This window comes from Allorhizobium borbori, from assembly GCF_014196535.1.
Classification (GTDB): domain Bacteria; phylum Pseudomonadota; class Alphaproteobacteria; order Rhizobiales; family Rhizobiaceae; genus Ectorhizobium; species Ectorhizobium borbori.
The window spans coordinates 115038-133820 of record NZ_JACIDU010000015.1; the positions used below are offsets into that span (position 1 = coordinate 115038).

18 protein-coding genes and 1 tRNA gene are annotated in these 18783 nt (G+C 59.4%); 7 read left to right on the forward strand and 12 right to left on the reverse strand.

Annotated elements, in window-relative coordinates; translation table 11 throughout:
* Nucleotides 1-45: 45 nt before the first annotated feature.
* Nucleotides 46-1548 (reverse strand): sensor domain-containing protein, encoded by a 1503-nt coding sequence (locus GGQ66_RS17350; protein WP_183793996.1) that lies wholly within the window; start codon nucleotides 1546-1548, stop codon nucleotides 46-48.
* Between the two features lie 175 nt (nucleotides 1549-1723).
* Between GGQ66_RS17350 and GGQ66_RS17355 the strand changes: the two genes are divergently transcribed.
* The 4 genes from GGQ66_RS17355 to GGQ66_RS17370 all read left to right on the forward strand — a co-directional run bounded on the left by GGQ66_RS17355 (nucleotide 1724) and on the right by GGQ66_RS17370 (nucleotide 5961).
* Complete coding sequence (locus GGQ66_RS17355) at nucleotides 1724-3091, forward strand: TIGR03808 family TAT-translocated repetitive protein (RefSeq protein WP_183793997.1); 1368 nt, start codon at nucleotides 1724-1726, stop codon at nucleotides 3089-3091.
* A gap of 406 nt (nucleotides 3092-3497) precedes the next feature.
* On the forward strand, nucleotides 3498-3830 hold the full coding sequence (locus GGQ66_RS17360) for a helix-turn-helix domain-containing protein (protein ID WP_183793998.1): 333 nt from the start codon (nucleotides 3498-3500) through the stop codon (nucleotides 3828-3830).
* 47 nt (nucleotides 3831-3877) lie between these two features.
* On the forward strand, nucleotides 3878-4537 hold the full coding sequence (locus GGQ66_RS17365; protein WP_183793999.1) for a glutathione S-transferase family protein: 660 nt from the start codon (nucleotides 3878-3880) through the stop codon (nucleotides 4535-4537).
* Nucleotides 4538-4776: 239 nt separating this feature from the next.
* Complete coding sequence (locus GGQ66_RS17370; protein WP_183794000.1) at nucleotides 4777-5961, forward strand: calcium-binding protein; 1185 nt, start codon at nucleotides 4777-4779, stop codon at nucleotides 5959-5961.
* Nucleotides 5962-6041: 80 nt separating this feature from the next.
* On the opposite strand, the gene GGQ66_RS17375 is transcribed toward GGQ66_RS17370, so the two are convergent.
* Nucleotides 6042-6662 (reverse strand): glutathione S-transferase family protein, encoded by a 621-nt coding sequence (locus GGQ66_RS17375; protein ID WP_183794001.1) that lies wholly within the window; start codon nucleotides 6660-6662, stop codon nucleotides 6042-6044.
* Between the two features lie 27 nt (nucleotides 6663-6689).
* Nucleotides 6690-7697 (reverse strand): asparaginase, encoded by a 1008-nt coding sequence (locus GGQ66_RS17380; protein WP_183794002.1) that lies wholly within the window; start codon nucleotides 7695-7697, stop codon nucleotides 6690-6692.
* Between the two features lie 70 nt (nucleotides 7698-7767).
* Here GGQ66_RS17380 and GGQ66_RS17385 point away from each other — a divergent pair, with 70 nt between their 5' ends.
* Nucleotides 7768-8523, forward strand: a complete 756-nt coding sequence (locus GGQ66_RS17385) for a DUF3750 domain-containing protein (protein WP_183794003.1) — start codon at nucleotides 7768-7770, stop codon at nucleotides 8521-8523.
* 88 nt (nucleotides 8524-8611) lie between these two features.
* Here the strand turns inward: GGQ66_RS17385 and GGQ66_RS17390 are convergent, their stop codons facing one another.
* The 4 genes from GGQ66_RS17390 to GGQ66_RS17405 form a co-directional block, all read right to left on the reverse strand.
* The gene (locus GGQ66_RS17390) at nucleotides 8612-9610 is read right to left on the reverse strand and encodes an NAD(P)H-quinone oxidoreductase (protein ID WP_183794004.1); all 999 of its coding nucleotides are present in this window, start codon (nucleotides 9608-9610) and stop codon (nucleotides 8612-8614) included.
* Nucleotides 9611-9723: 113 nt separating this feature from the next.
* Nucleotides 9724-11541 (reverse strand): bifunctional diguanylate cyclase/phosphodiesterase, encoded by a 1818-nt coding sequence (locus GGQ66_RS17395; protein WP_306414081.1) that lies wholly within the window; start codon nucleotides 11539-11541, stop codon nucleotides 9724-9726.
* Nucleotides 11542-11658: 117 nt separating this feature from the next.
* Nucleotides 11659-11925 (reverse strand): ribbon-helix-helix domain-containing protein, encoded by a 267-nt coding sequence (locus GGQ66_RS17400; protein ID WP_183794025.1) that lies wholly within the window; start codon nucleotides 11923-11925, stop codon nucleotides 11659-11661.
* A gap of 287 nt (nucleotides 11926-12212) precedes the next feature.
* The gene (locus tag GGQ66_RS17405) at nucleotides 12213-12956 is read right to left on the reverse strand and encodes a phosphoadenylyl-sulfate reductase (RefSeq protein WP_183794005.1); all 744 of its coding nucleotides are present in this window, start codon (nucleotides 12954-12956) and stop codon (nucleotides 12213-12215) included.
* 275 nt (nucleotides 12957-13231) lie between these two features.
* Between GGQ66_RS17405 and GGQ66_RS17410 the strand changes: the two genes are divergently transcribed.
* On the forward strand, nucleotides 13232-14725 hold the full coding sequence (locus tag GGQ66_RS17410) for a SulP family inorganic anion transporter (RefSeq protein ID WP_183794006.1): 1494 nt from the start codon (nucleotides 13232-13234) through the stop codon (nucleotides 14723-14725).
* A 49-nt stretch (nucleotides 14726-14774) separates the two neighbouring features.
* Here the strand turns inward: GGQ66_RS17410 and GGQ66_RS17415 are convergent.
* The 3 genes from GGQ66_RS17415 to GGQ66_RS17425 all read right to left on the reverse strand — a co-directional run bounded on the left by GGQ66_RS17415 (nucleotide 14775) and on the right by GGQ66_RS17425 (nucleotide 16947).
* Nucleotides 14775-14851, reverse strand: a tRNA-Pro gene (locus tag GGQ66_RS17415).
* A 73-nt stretch (nucleotides 14852-14924) separates the two neighbouring features.
* A complete protein-coding gene (locus GGQ66_RS17420) occupies nucleotides 14925-16436 on the reverse strand; it encodes a site-specific integrase (RefSeq protein WP_183794007.1) in 1512 nt (503 codons plus the stop codon).
* 1 nt (nucleotide 16437) lies between these two features.
* Complete coding sequence (locus GGQ66_RS17425; RefSeq protein WP_183794008.1) at nucleotides 16438-16947, reverse strand: hypothetical protein; 510 nt, start codon at nucleotides 16945-16947, stop codon at nucleotides 16438-16440.
* Nucleotides 16948-17586: 639 nt separating this feature from the next.
* On the opposite strand from GGQ66_RS17425, the gene GGQ66_RS17430 reads away from it, so the two are divergent.
* Nucleotides 17587-17913: a hypothetical protein gene (locus tag GGQ66_RS17430; RefSeq protein WP_183794009.1), complete on the forward strand. Its 327-nt coding sequence runs from the start codon at nucleotides 17587-17589 to the stop codon at nucleotides 17911-17913.
* Nucleotides 17914-17936: 23 nt separating this feature from the next.
* Here GGQ66_RS17430 and GGQ66_RS17435 read toward each other — a convergent pair whose 3' ends face one another.
* Nucleotides 17937-18398: a hypothetical protein gene (locus GGQ66_RS17435; protein ID WP_183794010.1), complete on the reverse strand. Its 462-nt coding sequence runs from the start codon at nucleotides 18396-18398 to the stop codon at nucleotides 17937-17939.
* Nucleotides 18395-18783 (reverse strand): hypothetical protein (locus tag GGQ66_RS17440; protein WP_183794011.1); only part of this gene is annotated, 389 nt, incomplete at its 5' end. The genes GGQ66_RS17435 and GGQ66_RS17440, both read right to left, overlap by 4 nt.

Genomic DNA, 18783 nt, shown 5'->3' on the forward strand with positions numbered 1-18783 from the left:
GCCGAAACGTGGTCACTTCTGCACAGGAGAATGCGACGAGAACATTCAGAACGGGCGAATGACTTCGCCCTTGTGGCGCCGCGCACGCTTCTTCTTGGCGTCATACATGCCGGCATCGGCCTTCGCCAGAAGGGCATCCGGCGTATCGCCGTCGCGCGGGAAGACGGCAACGCCCATGCTGCCGCTGCAGGCCACCGTGCGCTCGCCGCATCGGATGGGCAGGGCAAAGGTATCCTCGAGTTGGTGCAGGCGTTCGAGGAGTTGCGCCTCCTCGACAGCTTCGCAGGGCATGACCACGGCAAATTCATCGCCGCCGAGCCGCACGGCAAGATCGGAGCCGCGCACGCTCTGCTTCAGGCGCGTTGCGATTTCCCGCAGCACATTGTCGCCAACCCCGTGGCCAAGCGTATCGTTGATCTGCTTGAAGCCGTCGAGATCGAAATAGGCGATGACCAGATGACGCCCCGTCTCGCCGGCGGCATCGATAGTGTCGGCAAAGCTTTCAAGGAAGTAACGGCGATTGGGCAGGCCCGTCAGCGCATCGTGGTTGGCCAGATGGCGAACCCGCTCTTCCGTGCGGGCGCGGGCGATGGCGATGGCCGCAAGGTCGGTCGCCATGGCGGTGATTTCCAGCTCCAGTTCGCTCGGCTCACGCACCGTGCCGGAATAAAGCGCGAAGGTGCCGTAAAGCGTTCCGGGTCCGTCGATGATCGGCGTCGACCAACAGGAGCGCAGGCCGAAGCGTTTCGCAATCAATGCAAAATCGGCCCAGCGCCGGTCGGTAAGGGTGTCGGATACGATGACCGGCTTGCGCAGCCAGGCCGCCGTGCCGCAGGAGCCGACATTGTTGCCCGCCTGCACCCCGTCGATCAGCGCCGTGTATTCGGCAGGAAGCGTGGGGGCCCCGCCATGGCGCAGGCGACCGGTTTCCTCATCGTAAAGAAGAATGGATGCCCGGATATCGGTCAACTGGGCCTCGACCAGCCGGACAAGCCCGTCGAGAATCGTTGCCAGTGGCAGGCCCCGCGCGATCTGTTCCAGGAGGGCGGCGTGGCCCTTGCGCATGAACTCGGCGCGCTTGCGGACGGTAATGTCACGCCCGAAGCTGACCACCCCGATGATGCTGCCATTGGCATCCCTGAGTGGCGAATGCACCAGCAGCATCCAGCCCGCGCCGTCCGTGCTCATCGGCTTTTCGATTTCCGTATCCAGCGACACCGCGTTGCCGGCCAGGATCTCGCTTTCCACGCGCATGAGCCGATCGAGCGTTTCGCCGCTGAAGAACGCATCGGCCCGTTTGCCGTAAAGGTCAGCCTCCCTCTCGACGCCGATCATTTCCAGCGCCCGGCGATTGGCCAGCACGAACCGGCCATCCAGATCCTTCATGTAAAAAATGAAGGGAATCTGGTCGAAGAGCACAAGCGAGCAACTATCGGAGCCCTTTCCTTCGGCGCAAAGCTCGACGAGACGCGCTGCAACGGACGCAGATTGCGTTGCATAACGGGCGTCATCTGAAAGGTCGGCACCAATTTGCGGGGCGTCGTTCATGTTTTCCTGTTCCCGGCATTTTGCCGGGGTCACTGATTGTGTCCGTACAGTAATAGGATATGAATCCTTATTTCTATTTAATGGAATCATGAAAGCTTGTCGTAAAGCCCCTTGATTTAGGGGTAGTAACGCCTGGCACGAAAACTGCTTGCCTGTCCCTGACAGGGAGAGTTGCATGATTTCGAGACGCCAGACGATCGCACTGCTTGCAGGATTGCCGATGACGCTGACGGCGGCCCGTGCGGCTGCCGCCGAGCGCGCCGTCATTACGCCGGTGGATCTGCGCGGTTCTCTCGATGCCGGCACGCTCGGCATGAAAGCCGGCACAGGCGGCAATCAGAGCCGCAAGTTTCAGGCGATCATCGACAAGGCGACAGCGGCGAAGGTGCCGGTCTTCCTTCCGCCGGGCGATTACCGCGTTTCCAACATTACCCTGCCCGCCGGCACGCACCTGACCGGTGTTCCCGGCGCTTCGCGCATTCTCTATGATGGCGAAGGCTTCCTCTTCCGCGCGGAGGGTGCCGATGCCATCACGCTTTCCAATATAGCGATCGACGGAGCGAACGGCTGGCTGAGCGACGACACGCCGGCACTGGTGCACTGTCGCGCGGTGAAGTCCGTCACGATCGACAACTGTTCCATCGCCGGAGCGCGCAAGACTGCGCTTCAACTTGAGCGCTGCGGTGGGCGCGTGGAGCGCTCGCGGCTTTCCGGTGCGCAAGCATACGGGCTTTATGCTGTTGAAAGTACAGGCCTTTCCATCACGGGAAACACGGTTTCCGATTGCGGCGATGGCGGCATTCTCGTGCATCGCTGGACCAAGGGGCCGGACAACACCATCCTTCAGGGCAACCGGGTGGAACGCATCCATGCCCGCAGCGGCGGCACCGGCCAGTTCGGCAATGGCATCAACCTGTTCAGGGCCGATGGCGTGCTCGTTTCCGGCAATCACATCAGTGAATGTGCCTTTTCGGCCATCCGGGCGAACGCCGCCTCCAACGTGCTCATCACCGGCAACCAGTGCCTGAAAAGCGGCGAGATGGCGATCTATGCCGAGTTCGGTTTCGAGGGTGCGATGATCTCCGGCAATATCGTCGATGGTGCAGCCAACGGCATTGCCGTCGTCAATTTCAATGAGGGCGGCCGGCTGGCGACCATTGCCAACAACATCGTCCGCAACCTTGTGGCGGACGGTCCCTACACCACCGAGAACGGCTTCGGCGTGGGCATTTCGGCGGAAGCCGATACGATCATTTCGGGAAACGTGGTGGAGAATGTGCCGAAATGGGGCATGCTTCTCGGCTGGGGCCCCTATCTGCGCAATGTTTCGGCCATGAACAACATCATCCGCCATGCGCCGGTCGGTATCGCCGTTTCCGTGGCAGAGGGCGTGGGGACCGCCGTCATCGCCAACAACCTCATCGAGGCGACGCCAGGCGGCGCGATTGCCGGCTTTCTGTGGAACAAGCAGGCCAGTCGCGACCTGATCGACGGCGCGGACCGCTATTCGCATCTTTCGATTTCCGCCAATCGCGCGGGTTGACGCGCCTCCTGATTAGCGGCGCCCCCTGAGATAAAGGGTGACACGGTACCAGCGGCGGCGCTCTTCGTCGTCGCGGGCCGAATACACCCGGTCCATAGCCTCAGCAACGGCGGTGGCGCCGAAAGTATTTTTCATCCAGCCAGCAAGTCGTTGCGCCTCCCTCTCGGACGGCAACCGCGGGCGAATGTTTATACACCAGAAGATGTAAAACACAACCAGAACACTGCCGATTGCCATTAAAGCAATCAAGGTAGGCAATATTAACGTCATACTACAACCCACCGTCAGTAGTCTTACTTCACAAATCTGATAACACGTCTTTTTGGTTCCTTTCAACGAAAATAAGAAGTTTTACATCCTGTCAACCAACGCAAGTTTCAGACGTTCTCATCGCTAAGAGGACGCGATGCAGTTACCAATCCTGTTTGGAAAAAACGTCAGAAACTACCGCAAGGCGAACGGGCTCACACAAGAGCAGCTCGCCGAACGGGTGAATGTGAGCATGGAGACGATCGGCAAGATCGAACGCGGCGCGGCGGCTCCGACATTCACCACGGCAGAACGCATCGCCGAAGCGCTGGATGTGCCCGTGGCCGTTCTTTTCGGTGCTGACGAAAGCACCGCCCTTCCCGGCGAAAGAGGCCGCCTGACCAACCGGATAAATCAGCTTCTATCCCGCTCCAATAACGAGCAACTCGCCCGTATAAACCGTATCATCGAAGCATTTCTGGGCCTATGATAGCCTGAACCGGGCTTTCAACTTAAAACATCCCTCAGGAACATCATATGCTGACCATCTACGGCGCCTATCGCTCCCGCGCTACACGCACCTATTGGCTCGCCCTGGAACTGGGCCTCGATTTCACGTCCGTTCCGGTGCTTCAGGCCCGGCGGCTCGAGAACCCGCTGTCTGCCGATGCGCCCGTCAACACGCTTTCACCGGCCTTTCTGAAGGTGAATCCCATGGGCCTGATCCCGGCGATCGACGATGACGGGTTCGTCGTTATCGAATCCATGGCGATCAACCTCTATCTCGCCAGAAAGCATGGCGGCCCGCTGGCGCCGGCAACGCTCAAGGAAGAGACCGAGGCCAGCATGTGGTCCTTCTTCGCTGCAACCGCGCTCGAAACCGAGGCGTTGCGCATCTCCTCGACGGCCGCCGCCGGCAAGCTCGAAGCGGAAGACGGAAAGGCGGAGGTTGCCGCCGCCAGCCGCCTGCTGGAGCGCCCGCTGCGCGTGCTCGACGCCCATCTGGCCGCAACCGGCTTCGTCGTCGCCGACCGTTTCACAGTGGCCGATATCAATGTCGCCGAGATCGTGCGTTACGCCCAGCCGGCGACCGCGCTCATCGGGAAATTCCCGCATGTGAAGGCATGGCTGGAAAAGGTGCAGGCCCGCCCTGCCTTCAAGACCATGTGGGAAAGACGCGCCGCCGAGCCGGCCTGATACGCGCCGCCACACCTTGCCGACAGTTCCGGGGACCGCAACACTCAAGGCGAGTTGCGGTCCCTTTCGTTAAATTTAAAATAAAATAAAAAATAGTACAAATTCAATAAAATGCTCGGCTATTAAGGTTTACATCCGATAAAATATCCCAATTATGGAACGTCTATTTTCAAATTTGCCGAACAGAACTAGAAACCATCCCAACAACCCCTCGCGTAAATTGTTCAGGAGTATTTGAGATGGTCATTCGCATTGTCGGTTCCCCGAGCGACAACATCCTGCGTGGAACAAGTACGACTGAAGCGTTTTACGGTCTTGCCGGCAACGACCTGTTCATCGGCAGCTACGGCAACGATGTGATCGATGGCGGCGAAGGCTCCGACACCGTCGACTATTCCGGTTACAACGGCGCCATTACCGTTTCGCTGAACGGCAGCACACAGGTTCGCGCCAGCGGCGCCTTCGGCGAATACCACATTCTCTCGAACATCGAGAACCTGATCCTCGGCGGCGGCAACGACGTGGTGCGCGGTGACGTCAACAACAACTCCTTCTGGGGCAATGGCGGCAACGACACCTTCCTGTGCAGCGGCGGCAATGACTTCTACGACGGCGGCACAGGCTTCGACACCGTCGACTACACCAAGGCCGGCATCGGCATCACGGTGAAGTTCACCGCAGCGAACACCGCCACGATCTCCACCAACGGCGTCGTCTCCGACAAGCTGGCCAACATCGAAAAGATCATCGGCTCGGACAAGGCCGACACTTTCTACGGCTCCTCCGCCAACAACACCTTCGTCGGCGGCGCCGGTGACGACCGCTTCTATTGCAGCGCCGGCACGGACAGCTATGACGGCGGCGCGGGCAACGACACCATCGACTACACCAAGGCTGGCGTCGCGCTCACGATCAAGGTGACGGGCACCGATTCCTTCTCCGTTGCCTCCAGCGGCGTCGTTTCCGACAAGCTGGTCTCCATCGAGAACATCATCGGTTCGAACTATGGCGACAATATTTCGGGCACGGTGGCAAACAACGTCCTCAACGGCGGCGCTGGAAACGATACGCTGAACGGCGGTGCCGGCAATGACACCCTGATCGGCGGCACCGGAAACGACACACTGATTGGCGGCATCGGCAACGACATCCTGACCGGCGGCGCTGGCAAGGACACGTTCGTATTCTATACTTACGACGGCAAGGACACGGTTACCGACTTCCAGGCAACCGGATCGCAGTTCGATCTTCTGCAGATCAGCAGTCGCACCACCGGTATCGACAGCTTCGCCGAAATCATGGATGGCGGCCTGGCCTATCAGAGCGGCAGCGATGTGCTGCTGAACCTCGGCAAGGGCGATCTCGTCACGCTCAAGGGCGTCGATCTCTCCGATCTCTCGGCATCGAATTTCCTCTTCGTCTGAACGAAGCGGCTTTAATCGCAAGGCGGCGGGTGTGACCACACCCGCCGCCTTTTCTTTTGGTCGGTGGACGGCAAAAGCCCTCAGCCGCGCTCGGCTGCCAGCGCCTTCTGCACTGCCGGGCGTTCCAGCATGCGGGCATGGTGTTCCGCCACCTTCGGAAACTCCTCGATATCGACGCCATCGCCCTTCAGCCACCCGGCCACGGTGAAGAGGTAGGGATCGGCAATCGTGTAGCCCGAACCCATCACCCACTCGCCCTTGAGATACTCGTCCTCGATGAGCAGGAAGGAGGCGCGCATGTTTTCCGCCACCTTCTCCTGCATGGCGGCAATCGCTTCGGGCGCATCCGCCCAGCGGGAGCCACGGCGTCCATGGGCATGGGCCACGTGCACCGTCGAGGACAGGTAGGCGTTGAACGACAGGATGGCTGCTACAGCAAAGGGATCATCCTTCGGCAGAAGATCCACCGCGCTCGCCATGCTGGCGATGTAGAACAGGATGGCCGGGTTTTCCGTCAGCACGCCGCTGGCGGTAATGAGGGCCGGCACACGGCCTTTGGGATTGATCCTGAGGTAATCGGGATCGCGTTGCTGGCCGGCGCCCAGATTGAGCAGCTTGGCCTCGTATGGCAGGCCCGATTCCTCAAGGGCGATATGGCTCGCCGTGCCGCAGCTTCCCTTGGCTGTGTAAAGTGTCAACATGATCTTCTCCTCCGATTGCAATCGTCATCAGCTAAACAGGGCGTCGGTCACGCGCACATCGCCGACATGAATGCCGTTCCAGTTGCGCATCGAATGTTTCGCGAAGCCGGACAGCAAGGCGCAGACCTCTTCATCCTCGCGGAAGAAGCGGGCAAGAACCGCGCCGATCATGGCTTCCGCAGCCCGCGTCGTACCATCCTCACATTTCAGCGCGATGCCGAGACCGCGTTCGGGAATGGCGGCGCAAAACACGCCTTCGGCCCCGGTTTTCACGAAGATGCGGCCCGGCGCGATCTCCATCAGCCGCGTGCAGGCGCGTTTGGTGCCGGCGACATACCATGGTTCGGCCATGCAGGCCTCGACCAGCCGCCGCCCGGCCTTCGCGCGCCCGGGTGGCAGGCCAGTGCCGGTCGCCAGTTTGGCGAAACCCTGCGCCAGGCCCTTGAGCGGCACGGCATAGGTGGGGATGGAGCAACCGTCGACCCCGCATTTGTCGCTACCGAGCAGGCTGCCGGTCACATCCTCCATCGCCGCGCGGATCTGGCGCTGAAGTTCGTGCTCATAGCTGACATATCCCCTGGGCTCGATCCCCTGATGGCAGCAGGCGCAGACGAAGCCGGCATGTTTGCCCGAGCAGTTGTTATGCAGTGCCGTCGGCTTTTCCAGCGTGCGGGCCTGGTGGATCAGCGTGGCCTGATCGAACGACCAGTGAGCACCGCATTCCAGCGTCTCGCCATCGCGGCCCGCTCTGGCCAGCATGGCGGCGGCGGTTTCCACATGGCCGTCCTCGCCATTGTGCGAGGAGCAGGCCAGCGCCAGTTCCCGGTTGGTAAAGCCGTAGGCATCGGCCGCACCGCTTTCCACCAATGGCAGCGCCTGGATTGCCTTGCAGGCCGAACGCGGAAAAACCCCGGCTTCCACGTCGCCCGCCGACCACACCAGCCCGCCATCGGCATCGACAACGGCAATCAGCCCCCGGTGACGGCTTTCAACACGGTTTCCGCGGGTCACTTCAACTGTGACGGGATTGGACATGGACTACCTCAATTCGGACATGCTCGTTGCGTTTGTTAGATCACAAGACAAACGGAGATGCACCGACCCGATGCGAATTTTCAAATGGCTTTCGCTAGCCTTCCTGTTTCTCTACCTGCTGCCGGTAGGCGCGGCTGTGGGGTTGTGGCTGCTGGAGGACAAGCCGACAAGCTGGCGGGAGGCCGACTGGTCGGCGACTGGCATGTTGCCGAAGCCATCGGACGACCGCGAGGCGACGATTCACATCTTCTCGGCCATGTCGGGCGGCTTGAAGGGGGCGATCGCCAGCCACGGCTGGATCGTTCTGAAGGGCAAGGATGCCGACCGTTACGACCGCTATGACAAGGTGGGCTGGGGCCAGCCGATCCGAAAGAACGCCTATGCGCCGGATGCGCGCTGGTATTCCAACCCGCCACGTCTCGTGAAAACCATTCGCGGGGAAGAAGCCGAACGGCTGATCCCGAAGATCGAAAGCGCCATTGCCGCCTATCCCCATGCACGGCCCGGCGGCTATCGCATCTGGCCCGGACCGAACTCGAACACGTTCGTGGCGCATGTGCTGCGCGAGGTGCCGGAGATCGGTGCGGTGCTGCCGCCCGATGGCGTCGGGCGCGATTACCTGCCGGGACCGGCCTTCGTCAGGCTCGATCCGGACGGGCGCGACCTGCATCTTTCGCTCGGCGGTTATGCCGGGCTCTCCGTCGGCCTGCGTTCCGGTTTCGAGATCAACCTTTTCGGCCTTGCCGCAGGCTTCGACTTCCTCCGCCCGGCGGTGAAGATCCCCGGCTTCGGACGGATCGGAATGGCGATGGAAGACGCGGTGTAGGCCTGAACAGTTACGGCCCTTCCTTCTCCCCGATGGGGAGAAGGAGCAGAACCGCTCCCTCACAACACAAATAAATCCTGCCTCTCGCTTACAGCGTCAGGACGATCTTGCCGATGTGGTTGCTCGACTCCATCAGCTTGTGGGCGTCCACCACCTGTTCCAGCGGCAGGACGGTGTGGATGACCGGGGCGACCTTGCCGCTTTCGATGAGCGGCCAGACTTCGGCCACGAGTTCATCGCGAATGCCGCGCTTTTCCTCCGCCGTGCGCGGGCGCATGGTGGAACCGGTCACCGTCAGGCGCTTGACCATGATGGGCGTCAGGTTGACGTTTTCAGCCTTGAAGCCGCCGAGGAAGGCGATGATCGACAGGCAGCCATCCTTGGCAAGGGCGGCGAGGTTCTTCTCGAAATAGGCGGCACCGATCATGTCGAGAATGGTGTCGACGCCCTTCTTGCCGGTCTCTTCCTTGATGACCGTGACGAAATCTTCTTCGCGGTAGTTGATGGCGCGGGTCGCGCCGAGCTTGACGCAGGCCTCGCACTTTTCCTTCGAGCCGGCAGTGGTGAAGACCCTGGCGCCGAAAGCATGGGCAAGCTGGATGGCCGTCGTGCCGATACCCGAGGTGCCGCCATGGATGAGCACGGTTTCACCTTCGGTCAGGCCGGCCATCTGGAAGAGGTTGGCCCAGACCGTGAAGAAGGTTTCCGGCAGGGCAGCGGCGCGCACGGCGTCATAGCCCTTCGGCCAGGGCAGCGCCTGCCCGGCGGGCACGGTGCAATATTCGGCATAGCCGCCGCCATTGGCGAGCGCGCAGACCTTGTCGCCGACGGCAAATTCGGTAACGCCCTCGCCGAGCGCCACGACCTCGCCGGCCACTTCAAGACCCAGCACCGGACTTGCATCCTTCGGCGCGGGGTAAGACCCTTCGCGCTGGGCGACGTCCGGGCGATTGACCCCGGCGACCTCGACGCGAACCAGGATTTCACCGGCCCTGGCAACCGGCAACGGCCCCTTTGAAACAACCATGACTTCGGGCGCACCGAAGGACGGCAGATCGACGAAACGCATTTCGGCGGGCAAAGACATGGGGCGTGATCTCCCTTGAACGCAAACGGTCTATGATGGGCGACAGGGATAAATCAGTCATGAGCATTTGAAAAGGAGGCCCATTGACGCGGCAGGCGCAAACACGCCGCCCGTCAGGCCGGCTCCGCCTCACCGAACCGGCGCAGGCAGAGGCCGCTTTCGCTTTTCTTCGCGTCCGTCTTCAGGGCCGCGATGGCGCCGGCGAGATCGTCTGCGCCCGCAACGTCGACATCCGCGGGCAGGCACAAAACACCGACGGAGCAACGCATCAACGGGTAATCCTTCGCCCCGCCCGAACGGTCGCGCCCACGCACGAAACCGGCCGCCCGCGCCTCCGGCGCATAGAGCGCCGCGACATCCTGAGAGAAATCACCGGTCAGACGGGCAAGCATTTCCAGAACCTCACCGACGGAAAGGCCGCGCAGCCCGATAAAGAAATCATCCCCGCCGACATGACCAAGAAAAGCGCTCTCCGCAAAGAAATAGCGGCGCATGAGGGCCGAGAACAGCATGATGGCGTGATCGCCCTTCTGGAAACCGTAGAGATCGTTGAAGGGCTTGAAGTGATCAAAATCGCAATAGCAGAAATAGCGCGCCTCCCCCGCTTCCACCGCCGTGCGGGCGAGGTAATCGCCAATGGCGCGGTTGCCCGGCAGACCGGTCAACGGGTTCTCGTCCTGCGCGGCCCTGAGGCTTTTCTCGTGCATGACCCGAAGCAGCGAGGCCGCCGAGACGACGCCGGCATAGGTGCCGTTGTCAGTCAGCATCAGGCACGGGCTTGCCTCCACCCCGGCAAAGACACCGAGCATGGTTTCCGTCGCCATGTCGAGCGCCACGACCGGGGCAGGATCGAGAAAATGCGCAACCGTCCGGTGATAGACCTTGTTCTTCAGAAGATCGCGACCGAAGGGCTGATAGATATATTCCTTCAGCCGCTCCTCTTTCAAAATGCCGAGCGGCGCGCCATCACTGGCAAGGATCGGCAGATAGCCCTGCCCCGGACTGGCGTGGAAAATATCGAAGGCGCGCTCGACATTCTCATCCTCGAACAGACTGGGCGGAAACTCGATGCGGTTGAGGATGAGTTCGCGGTCGGCGCCACCGGAAACGGCCGATGCCCCATGCCGGCGCAGCAGATGCGGAAACTCCCGCTCCGGCGCGACATCGATTTCCGGCCTGCCGACAAACCAGCCCTGCACATAATCGACCCCGAGTTCGCGGCATGTGTCGCATTCGCCCGCCGTCTCCACACCTTCGGCCACGACCTTGACGCTGAGGCGATGAGCGGTGGCGACGATATTGCCGACGACATGGCGACGACGCGAAGAGGCATCGATGCCGGCGATGAAATAGCGGTCGATCTTCACGTAATCGACGGGATAATCGCACAGCAGCTTCATTTCGCCGACGCCCGCACCGAAATCATCGATGGCAAAGCGGAAGCCCGCGCGGCGCATGCGCTCCATGAGCGGCCGGAAGCCGGGGTCGAGCGTCACGTCGAAGCGCTCGGAAAGTTCAAAGCAGATTGCCGTGGCCGGCAGCCCCACTTCGGCCAGATGATCGATGAGGCCCGGCACCAGCGCCTCACCATCACGGATCAGGCGGGAATCGAGGTTGAGGAAAAGAAGTCGCCCGCCGCGATCCGGTTGGGCGGCAAAAGTCTTCAGCGCCTTGCGCACCATCAGCTTTTCCAGCGTGGCCAGCACGCCGGCCGTGTGGGCAAGGTCGATGAGTTCGGGCGGATTGGCAAAGCCGGCCTTGTCATGACCGCGCATCAGCGATTCCCACGCGGTCAAACGCCCGGTCGCGGCTTCCGCAATGGGCTGGAAGGCCGTTTCAAGAACGGAATGCGCCATCAGCATGAAGGACGAAACGTCCAGCGCGCCACGCGGGCGCGCCAGTTCCTGCTCCGACAAGCGGCAGACAGCCATGGGAAGGACCTTTTCTGACAATATGCAATTGCCGAAGATTACAGGTCGAATTCCTCTAGAAATCCTTAGGCTGACATGAAACTTTCATGACAAGGCACAAGGACCAGCTTGCTGGGATCAGCCGCGCAGGGACCCCGCACTGTAGGACCCCAGCATATCCCCGACGCGCAGATGGGCGACATCCTTGCCTTCCTTGCCGGCATGGCGGTTGATAGCGATCCGCGACGGCGACACGGGCGGCAGGCTCTGCCGTCTGCGGGCATCGCACCACATCATCAACGCATCGCGCACCGCCTCGCTGTCCGAGGCGTAGGCACCGCATTCCACAGCGAGGCGCAAATGGGCCACCTGTTCCGGGGAGATTGAGATCGTAACCATAGGCATGTTCTCATTTCCTTTCCGTTCAGGACACCGGACTGAAGAACGCGCGACAGGGAGTTCAGAAAATCCGGCGCCGATCATTGAGCGAGCGAAGGAACAAAGGAACCTTTCCAAGTTCACCCGATGTTCATCACAGGGAACAAGTCTTTTGCGTCTGAAAGGTTCCATTCGATGCCGCACATCGCGTGCGATGCCGACGATCATGAGGAACTATAGCACGATTTTTCCCGCTTGCGCGAAAAAATGCGGCATTTGCCGCCCGAAGCGGCGCGACGTTTCGCGCCCTGCTCTCAGGCGCTCTGCGACACGATCGCGGTGGCGGCTTCCGGAACGTGCAGACCGCATTCGCGCTTCACGTCGTCCTCCCACCACCAGCGGCCGGCGCGCTCAGGCTCGCCGGGGCGAATGGCGCGGGTGCACGGCTCGCAGCCGATGGAGGGATAGCCGCGGGCATGCAGCGGGTTCACCGGGATGGCCTCGTCCGCAACATGGGCGCGGATCGCCTCGATCTCCCAATCCGCCAGCGGATTGACCTTCAGCAGGCCCCGCGCCTCATCATATTCGGCAAAGGGAATGGTGGCGCGGTTGCCGGACTGGCCCCGGCGCAGGCCGGTAATCCAGACGGCAGCCCCCTCCAGCGCCCGTTTGAGCGGCTTCAGCTTGCGCACGTCACAACAGGCATGCCGGGCCTCGACGCTTTCATAGAAACCGTTCAGGCCATATTGCGCGGCATAGGCCTCGACATCGGCGACCTGCGGATGAAAGCGGCGGATGGTCAGACCATAACGGGTCTCCGTCTCATCGATCAGCGCCAGCGTTTCCGGGAAGAGCCGGCCCGTTTCCAGCGTCGCGACATCGATATCGAGTTGATCCGTGCCGATCGCCGCCGTGATGACCTGATCCTCGATGCCGAGACTGGTGGTGAAGACCGCGCGGCCCGGCAGGCTGGCAATGAGCGCCAGGCGGGCGGGCAGATCGAGCGCGGCAAGGCGCGCATCAAGCTCTTCGGCGGCAGTAATGGGGGAAACGGTCATGTCGCGCAATCCTCGTTCAAAGGCCCCGCCGGCAAATCACGGCAAGTGTGGCGGACTCTCTCAGCAAGCGGCGCCCAAGAACAGGGATGGAATTCTCACTTTTCATCATGAAAAGATTTTTCATCCGACTTGTGCCGAAAGGTGGAAAATTCTTCCTGCCGCCTTCATTTTTACCCGGTCGACATCGTGAATGGCATGCGGGTTGCTTTTCGTCAGGAATTCGCGTTCACAAGGCCAGACCCGCCTCTCCCGCCCAAAACACCGGAAACGCCCCGATGACGCAACCTGCCGCCGCGCCCGACACCACGCTTTCGCCGGGCCTGAAGGACGCGCTGACCTCGCCGCGCCTTTTCCTGCGGGAAAGTCTGGCCGGCATCGTCACCGCGCTGGCGCTGGTGCCGGAGGTGATTTCCTTCTCCTTCATTTCCGGGGTCGATCCGAAGTCGGCGCTCGTCGCCTCCATCGTACTCTGCCTCACCCTCTCCTTCTTCGGCGGGCGACCGGCCATGGTGACGGCGGCTGCCGGTTCCATCGCGCTCGTCATCGGGCCAATGGTGAAGACGTTTGGTGCGGGTTACATCCTGCCGACGCTCGTGCTGGCCGGCGTCATCCAGATCACCTTCGGTCTGCTCGGCCTTTCACGGCTGATGCGCTTCGTGCCACGCTCGGTCATGCTCGGCTTCGTCAATGGTCTTGGCATTCTCATCTTCGCCGCGCAGATGCCGCATCTCATCGGCGTGCCCGTGGCGGTCTATCCGCTGTTTGCGCTCACGATTGCCATCGTGCTTCTCGCTCCGCGCTTCATCACCGCCATTCCCGCCCCGCTGATTGCCATTGCCGTCGTCACGCTTGTCACCGTTGCCGCCGTGCCTGGCGTGCCGGATGTGGGCTCGCAAGGCCCCATGGGCTCCGGCCTGCCCGGCTTCCTGACGCTCACTGTGCCCCTGTCGCTCGAAACCCTGAAGATCATCTGGCCGGCGGCACTGAGCGTTGCCTTTGTCGGCCTGCTCGAAACTCTGCTGACCGCCAAGCTGGTCGATGAAATGACCGATACCCGCTCCCACAAGGGGCAGGAAAGCTGCGCGCTCGGTCTCGCCAACATTCTTTCCGGCTTCTATGGCGGCATTGGCGGCTGCGCCATGATCGGCCAGACGGTGGTCAATGTGAAGATCGGCGCGGCCCGCACGCGACTTTCGACCATCGTGGCGGGGCTGGTTCTGCTGGCGCTCGTGACCGTTCTTTCCAGTGTCATGGCGAAGATCCCGCTGGTTGCGCTCGCAGCCGTCATGATGATCGTTGCCGTAAAAACCGTGAACTGGCACAGCGTTTCGCCCGCCACGCTGAAGCGCATGCCCTGGTCGGAAACCTCGGTTCTGGCCGTAACGACGGCATTGACTGTCGCCACCGGTAATCTGGCGCTCGGCATCGGTGCCGGCGTTCTGCTGGCCATCGTACTCTTCGCGCGGCGCGTGGCGCATGTGGTGCGTGTGGAGCGCACGGTCTCCACCGATGGTGAAACCGCACTTTATTATGTCCACGGACCTCTGTTTTTCGCTTCGAGCAATGATCTGGTGGAGCGCTTCTCCTACGGCATAGACCCCCGGCGCATCGTCATCGATCTCACCCACGCGCAAATCTGGGATGCCTCGACGGTGGCCGCGCTCGATTCCATCGAAACGCGCTATCGTGACCATGGCGCGACGGTGCATTTCACCGGTCTGGACGCCCGCAGCGCGTCATTCCACGAGAAGCTCTCCGGCACGCTGTGAGGCGTGTTTCGGCAGCATTCTGTTTTCAGGGAAGGTCGGGGATTTTCGCTGGTCGGAGTGAGAGGATTCGAACCTCCGACCCCCACGTCCCGAACGTGGTGCGCTACCAGACTGCGCTACACTCCGTGACCAGCGAGAGTGTCTATAAAGCCCAGTTTTGCGGGATGCAATCAGAATTTTCGTCATCTCTCGTCGATTCTCATGCACTGCGCTTAATTCCCATTCTGTCGATTTCTGTCGATTTCTGTCGGACGTTCTTGGTCGGTTTTCCATTCGTTTCACGCAACTTTGCCTTGTGAGTGTCACGATAAGGATCGAAAATTGCATCCGCAATTTTCTGCAAATCTTCCTCTCGATGATGCGCGTAGGTCTTAACCAGGGTCTCGGTCGTCATGCCGAGGTACGCCGCAACAGACGGCAATGGCAGGTCCTTCTGGGCCGCCATCCAGGTCGCCGCTGTGTGACGGAACGTGTGGATGACGACGTCGTTGTCCTCACCGAGCACTTCATTAAAGAGAGCACGCATGCCGTCCTTGACGCTGCCAGGGGCTTCCCTACCGCTTGCAGCATACGGGTGAGCGCAAGGATACTTGATGCCTTGGCTTCTCCACCGTGCCAGCGTTCTCGCGATCCTTGGAGGGATCGGCATATCAGGTGCCTGTTTGGTTTTGTGCTCAATCTCATCATCGCCGAGCCGGTGGTATCGACCTCTCCATTCCGGTTTCCCGTCCGGTCCAATCTCCTGCCAGAGATCAATCCAAGGCCGGTCTTTCTCATTGAAAAAGCTGACACGCTCGATCTTGTCTTTTCTCGATCCTGTCGTGATCGCGAGAAAAATAAATCGTGCGAGATGCCGTTTCACATGAAGATTTTTGACGGGTTTTCCATCAATCCACCCCATGCCCTTAGCTCGCCAGGCAGTCATGATCAGCTGACGGATTTCGGCCAATGACAACATCGATGACCGTGCGTCGTATTTCGGCGGCAATGGAATTACGACTTTTCGATTCAGTAGCTCGTAATAGACAGCAAATGTGATAGCTGCGCTCAGTTCTTCGAGATATCGTCTCGCTGCTGACCGGCGATAAGGAAAGAGAGCTGCGTTGAACGGTTCAAGAGGAGTTGGCGGCTTGCTGCGCAGCTCAGGGAGCACGCGTGATCGACCTCGGCTGGCCATATCCGCGATGAATTGCTCACGAGCCTTGACCTTTTTTTGATAGGCCTCAAGCTTCGCATTATAAATCGCAACCTGCCGATTGTAGAGTTCGCGTTGACGCTCGATCTCTCGAATGTGTACGAACTTTCCAAAGTCCTCGCATTTCATAAGATTGATTGAATCGAGAGGTAGGTCCTGGAAGAAAGACAACAGAACCCTCAGCCGTATTTTGACGTCATAAATACGGGTCAAAGGGTGTTTGTATTTTTCTGATGGGACGAAATTTTTGATCCGCCGATCTGCGTAGAAAGCGATAATGTCAGAAACGCGCACCTCAGACGTCGACTGACGCTGCAAATTGAGCCGTCCACCAGCCTCTTTTTCAGCCTTATATTTTTCGACCTCGCGCCAAGCCCTGGCCTCGCTGCCTTCAATCTCCTTCCCGAACCCCAGGGACCATTTCGCTTTTGGAGCTTTCGGATCGGGATCGCGGATGTGCCATTTTTTAGCCTTTTCGTCGTACCAGGCGCGAATACCATCTGATTTACGGCCCATATCAACGCCCTTTCTTGTTCTTCAAACCACGGCCAGAAGACGGTCCGATGGAATCGAGTGCTGCCATGGCCAAGCTCACGGACGCATTCTCCTGTCGCTTCTCATTCAGAGTCGGGGCTGCAGGTGACATCGAAGGCGGGGCTGGAGGGGTCGACGGTGCAATAGGAGAAGCCGAAGCATCCGGCTTCCGGTTAATCCAAGCTCGCAGCTGGGCTGGCGTGATGAACTGCAACCGACCATGGTTCACGCATTTAAGATCGCCCTTAATGATCGCCCGACGAAGCGAGGCCACGGTAAATGCTGGACCAGGAATATCACCGGCAGGATCAGCGCGCAGACGTCCCCCCAGGATCGGATGGCATACTGCCCGTTCAAGCGGCAAAGGCGTGTCATCATCAGTCGGCTGACCTTTGAGCCGATCCGCAATCTGCCAAAGCATGTTGAAATATTTTTTCGCCGCAGCTTCGGCTCGCTCGACTTCACGCATAGCAGCAGTAACTTCCGGGTCCATTCACAACTCCAAACTTGTTGACCTGCGAACAAGATAGAAGTCGGGATACGTGGATGCTAGGCCTCTGAAAAAATAGCAAAAAATCTCTAAAATGGAGCAAAGTTAATGTAACAATCCAGGGGCAAATATTTTTTAAAACGCCTTTAAAAATTTTGCCCCATTTTCGTCACATTTGTTCGCGTGTAAAATCAATATGTTCAGCAATTAGGCCGATATGGGCTCCAAACTGCTGAAAACACTGGTCTGGAATGAAATTCTAACCTGCGGCGCTTCGGTACTCGTAGGTCTTCTTACATTCCGCACATATCCGCTGCCCGATATGTGCGGACGCCATCCAGCCTTGGCATGGCATGCATCGTCGAGGGGTCTGCTTAGCGGGGTCAAAATCGTCGTCGGACCTCGATCCCGTTATATGAAGGCAAATCCTGGTTGCCTTGGTGTGAATGGCAGCCTGTGTCCGTCGCATGATTATACTGATTTCCTGCGAACGTTTTCCGGCACGGGCTAGCTCAATCAGCTGCAGCGTATCCTCGTCATCCCATTCCGCTCGTTCTACTCTCTGCTCCATGCTAACCTGCACACTGATCGAAAAGATAAGTGGCAGGTCCATTCCGTCGGCTGCAAAAGGAATTTTGTCCTATGTCTTTTAAAGATGAATGGGTCCGTGACGATTACAAAAAGGATATCTCCGTGATCCGTGACCGGCATGACGATGACGTGATCATCGATTGGATCGAGCGCTATCATGCGAGCCCAGATGTCCACCGCGACGATGTAATGATCGCGCTCGGGATCGATTATGTCGGCACATTTTATGAGCTGATCCGAGCTTACGACATTGAACTGCCGGAGCCCGATCAGGATGAAGAAGCCCGGCAAGATGAGATGATGCGGCTGCTTTTGAATGGCGAAATAGTACCGGAAGACCTAAGAAAACCGGCATCTTGGCGTCGGCAGGTGAACTGAAAACGGCTTAGGTTCAGACGCCTCTATTGTTTCGGTTCAATGTCAAAAACGGTCTTGTGGAGCTTCTTCGAAACGCGGTGCTGATCAGTGATCCGAGCTTGAATCCCCTCAATCCTTTCATCGACATCGATCAGCTTGATCAGTTCACCCTCCTGCAGGATCGAGGCTCCCGTGAAGCCGAGATTTTGTACGAGGTCGCCCATAATCGCGTCGATGATATCATCCTGAAGCCTGGTGCCGTCATTATCCCACGCGACCGAATAGCCGCTAGATGAGCCGTGATCCCGATAATCTACGCACATTTCCAAACGGAAATTGGTATCACCGATATTTTCAATGTTGCTCAAGTACGCTTTGAGAACTTCGAATTGAGCTTCGTCAAGCACCACCTTACAACCCGGTGCCATGACATGGTGGGCCAGAAATTCCAGTGTTTTCGTGTAGTCAGTCGTCCGACCGGACCGCCGGTTGTCGTTCGCAATCATACTTGCTCTCCGCTCATGATCTTTTCGATTTCATCGACAATCTTTTCGCGTTGGATCGCATCAACAGTCGAAATAGGATGATCATTATCGATTGTGATCTCGTATCGATCAGCGAAGAGCTGAAATTTGACTGCATGATGCCGACCGATTGCCCGGTCTACCGCAAACAGAGTTTTGCGGAGATCGGCGAGTGCCAGGTCGTCGTCTGATAGTCGGAGATCAGGTGTCAGGAATGGCTGAAACTCGATTTCTGTTTTCGCCAACAAGCCCATCGAAGCACCTCGCTCGATCTTGTTGATTGCCACTGAGAACTGACCCGGCGTTGCCTGATATTTCCATTGAGAATTGACCCATGTTCCAACTTTCCCTCGCATGTTTTCAGCGG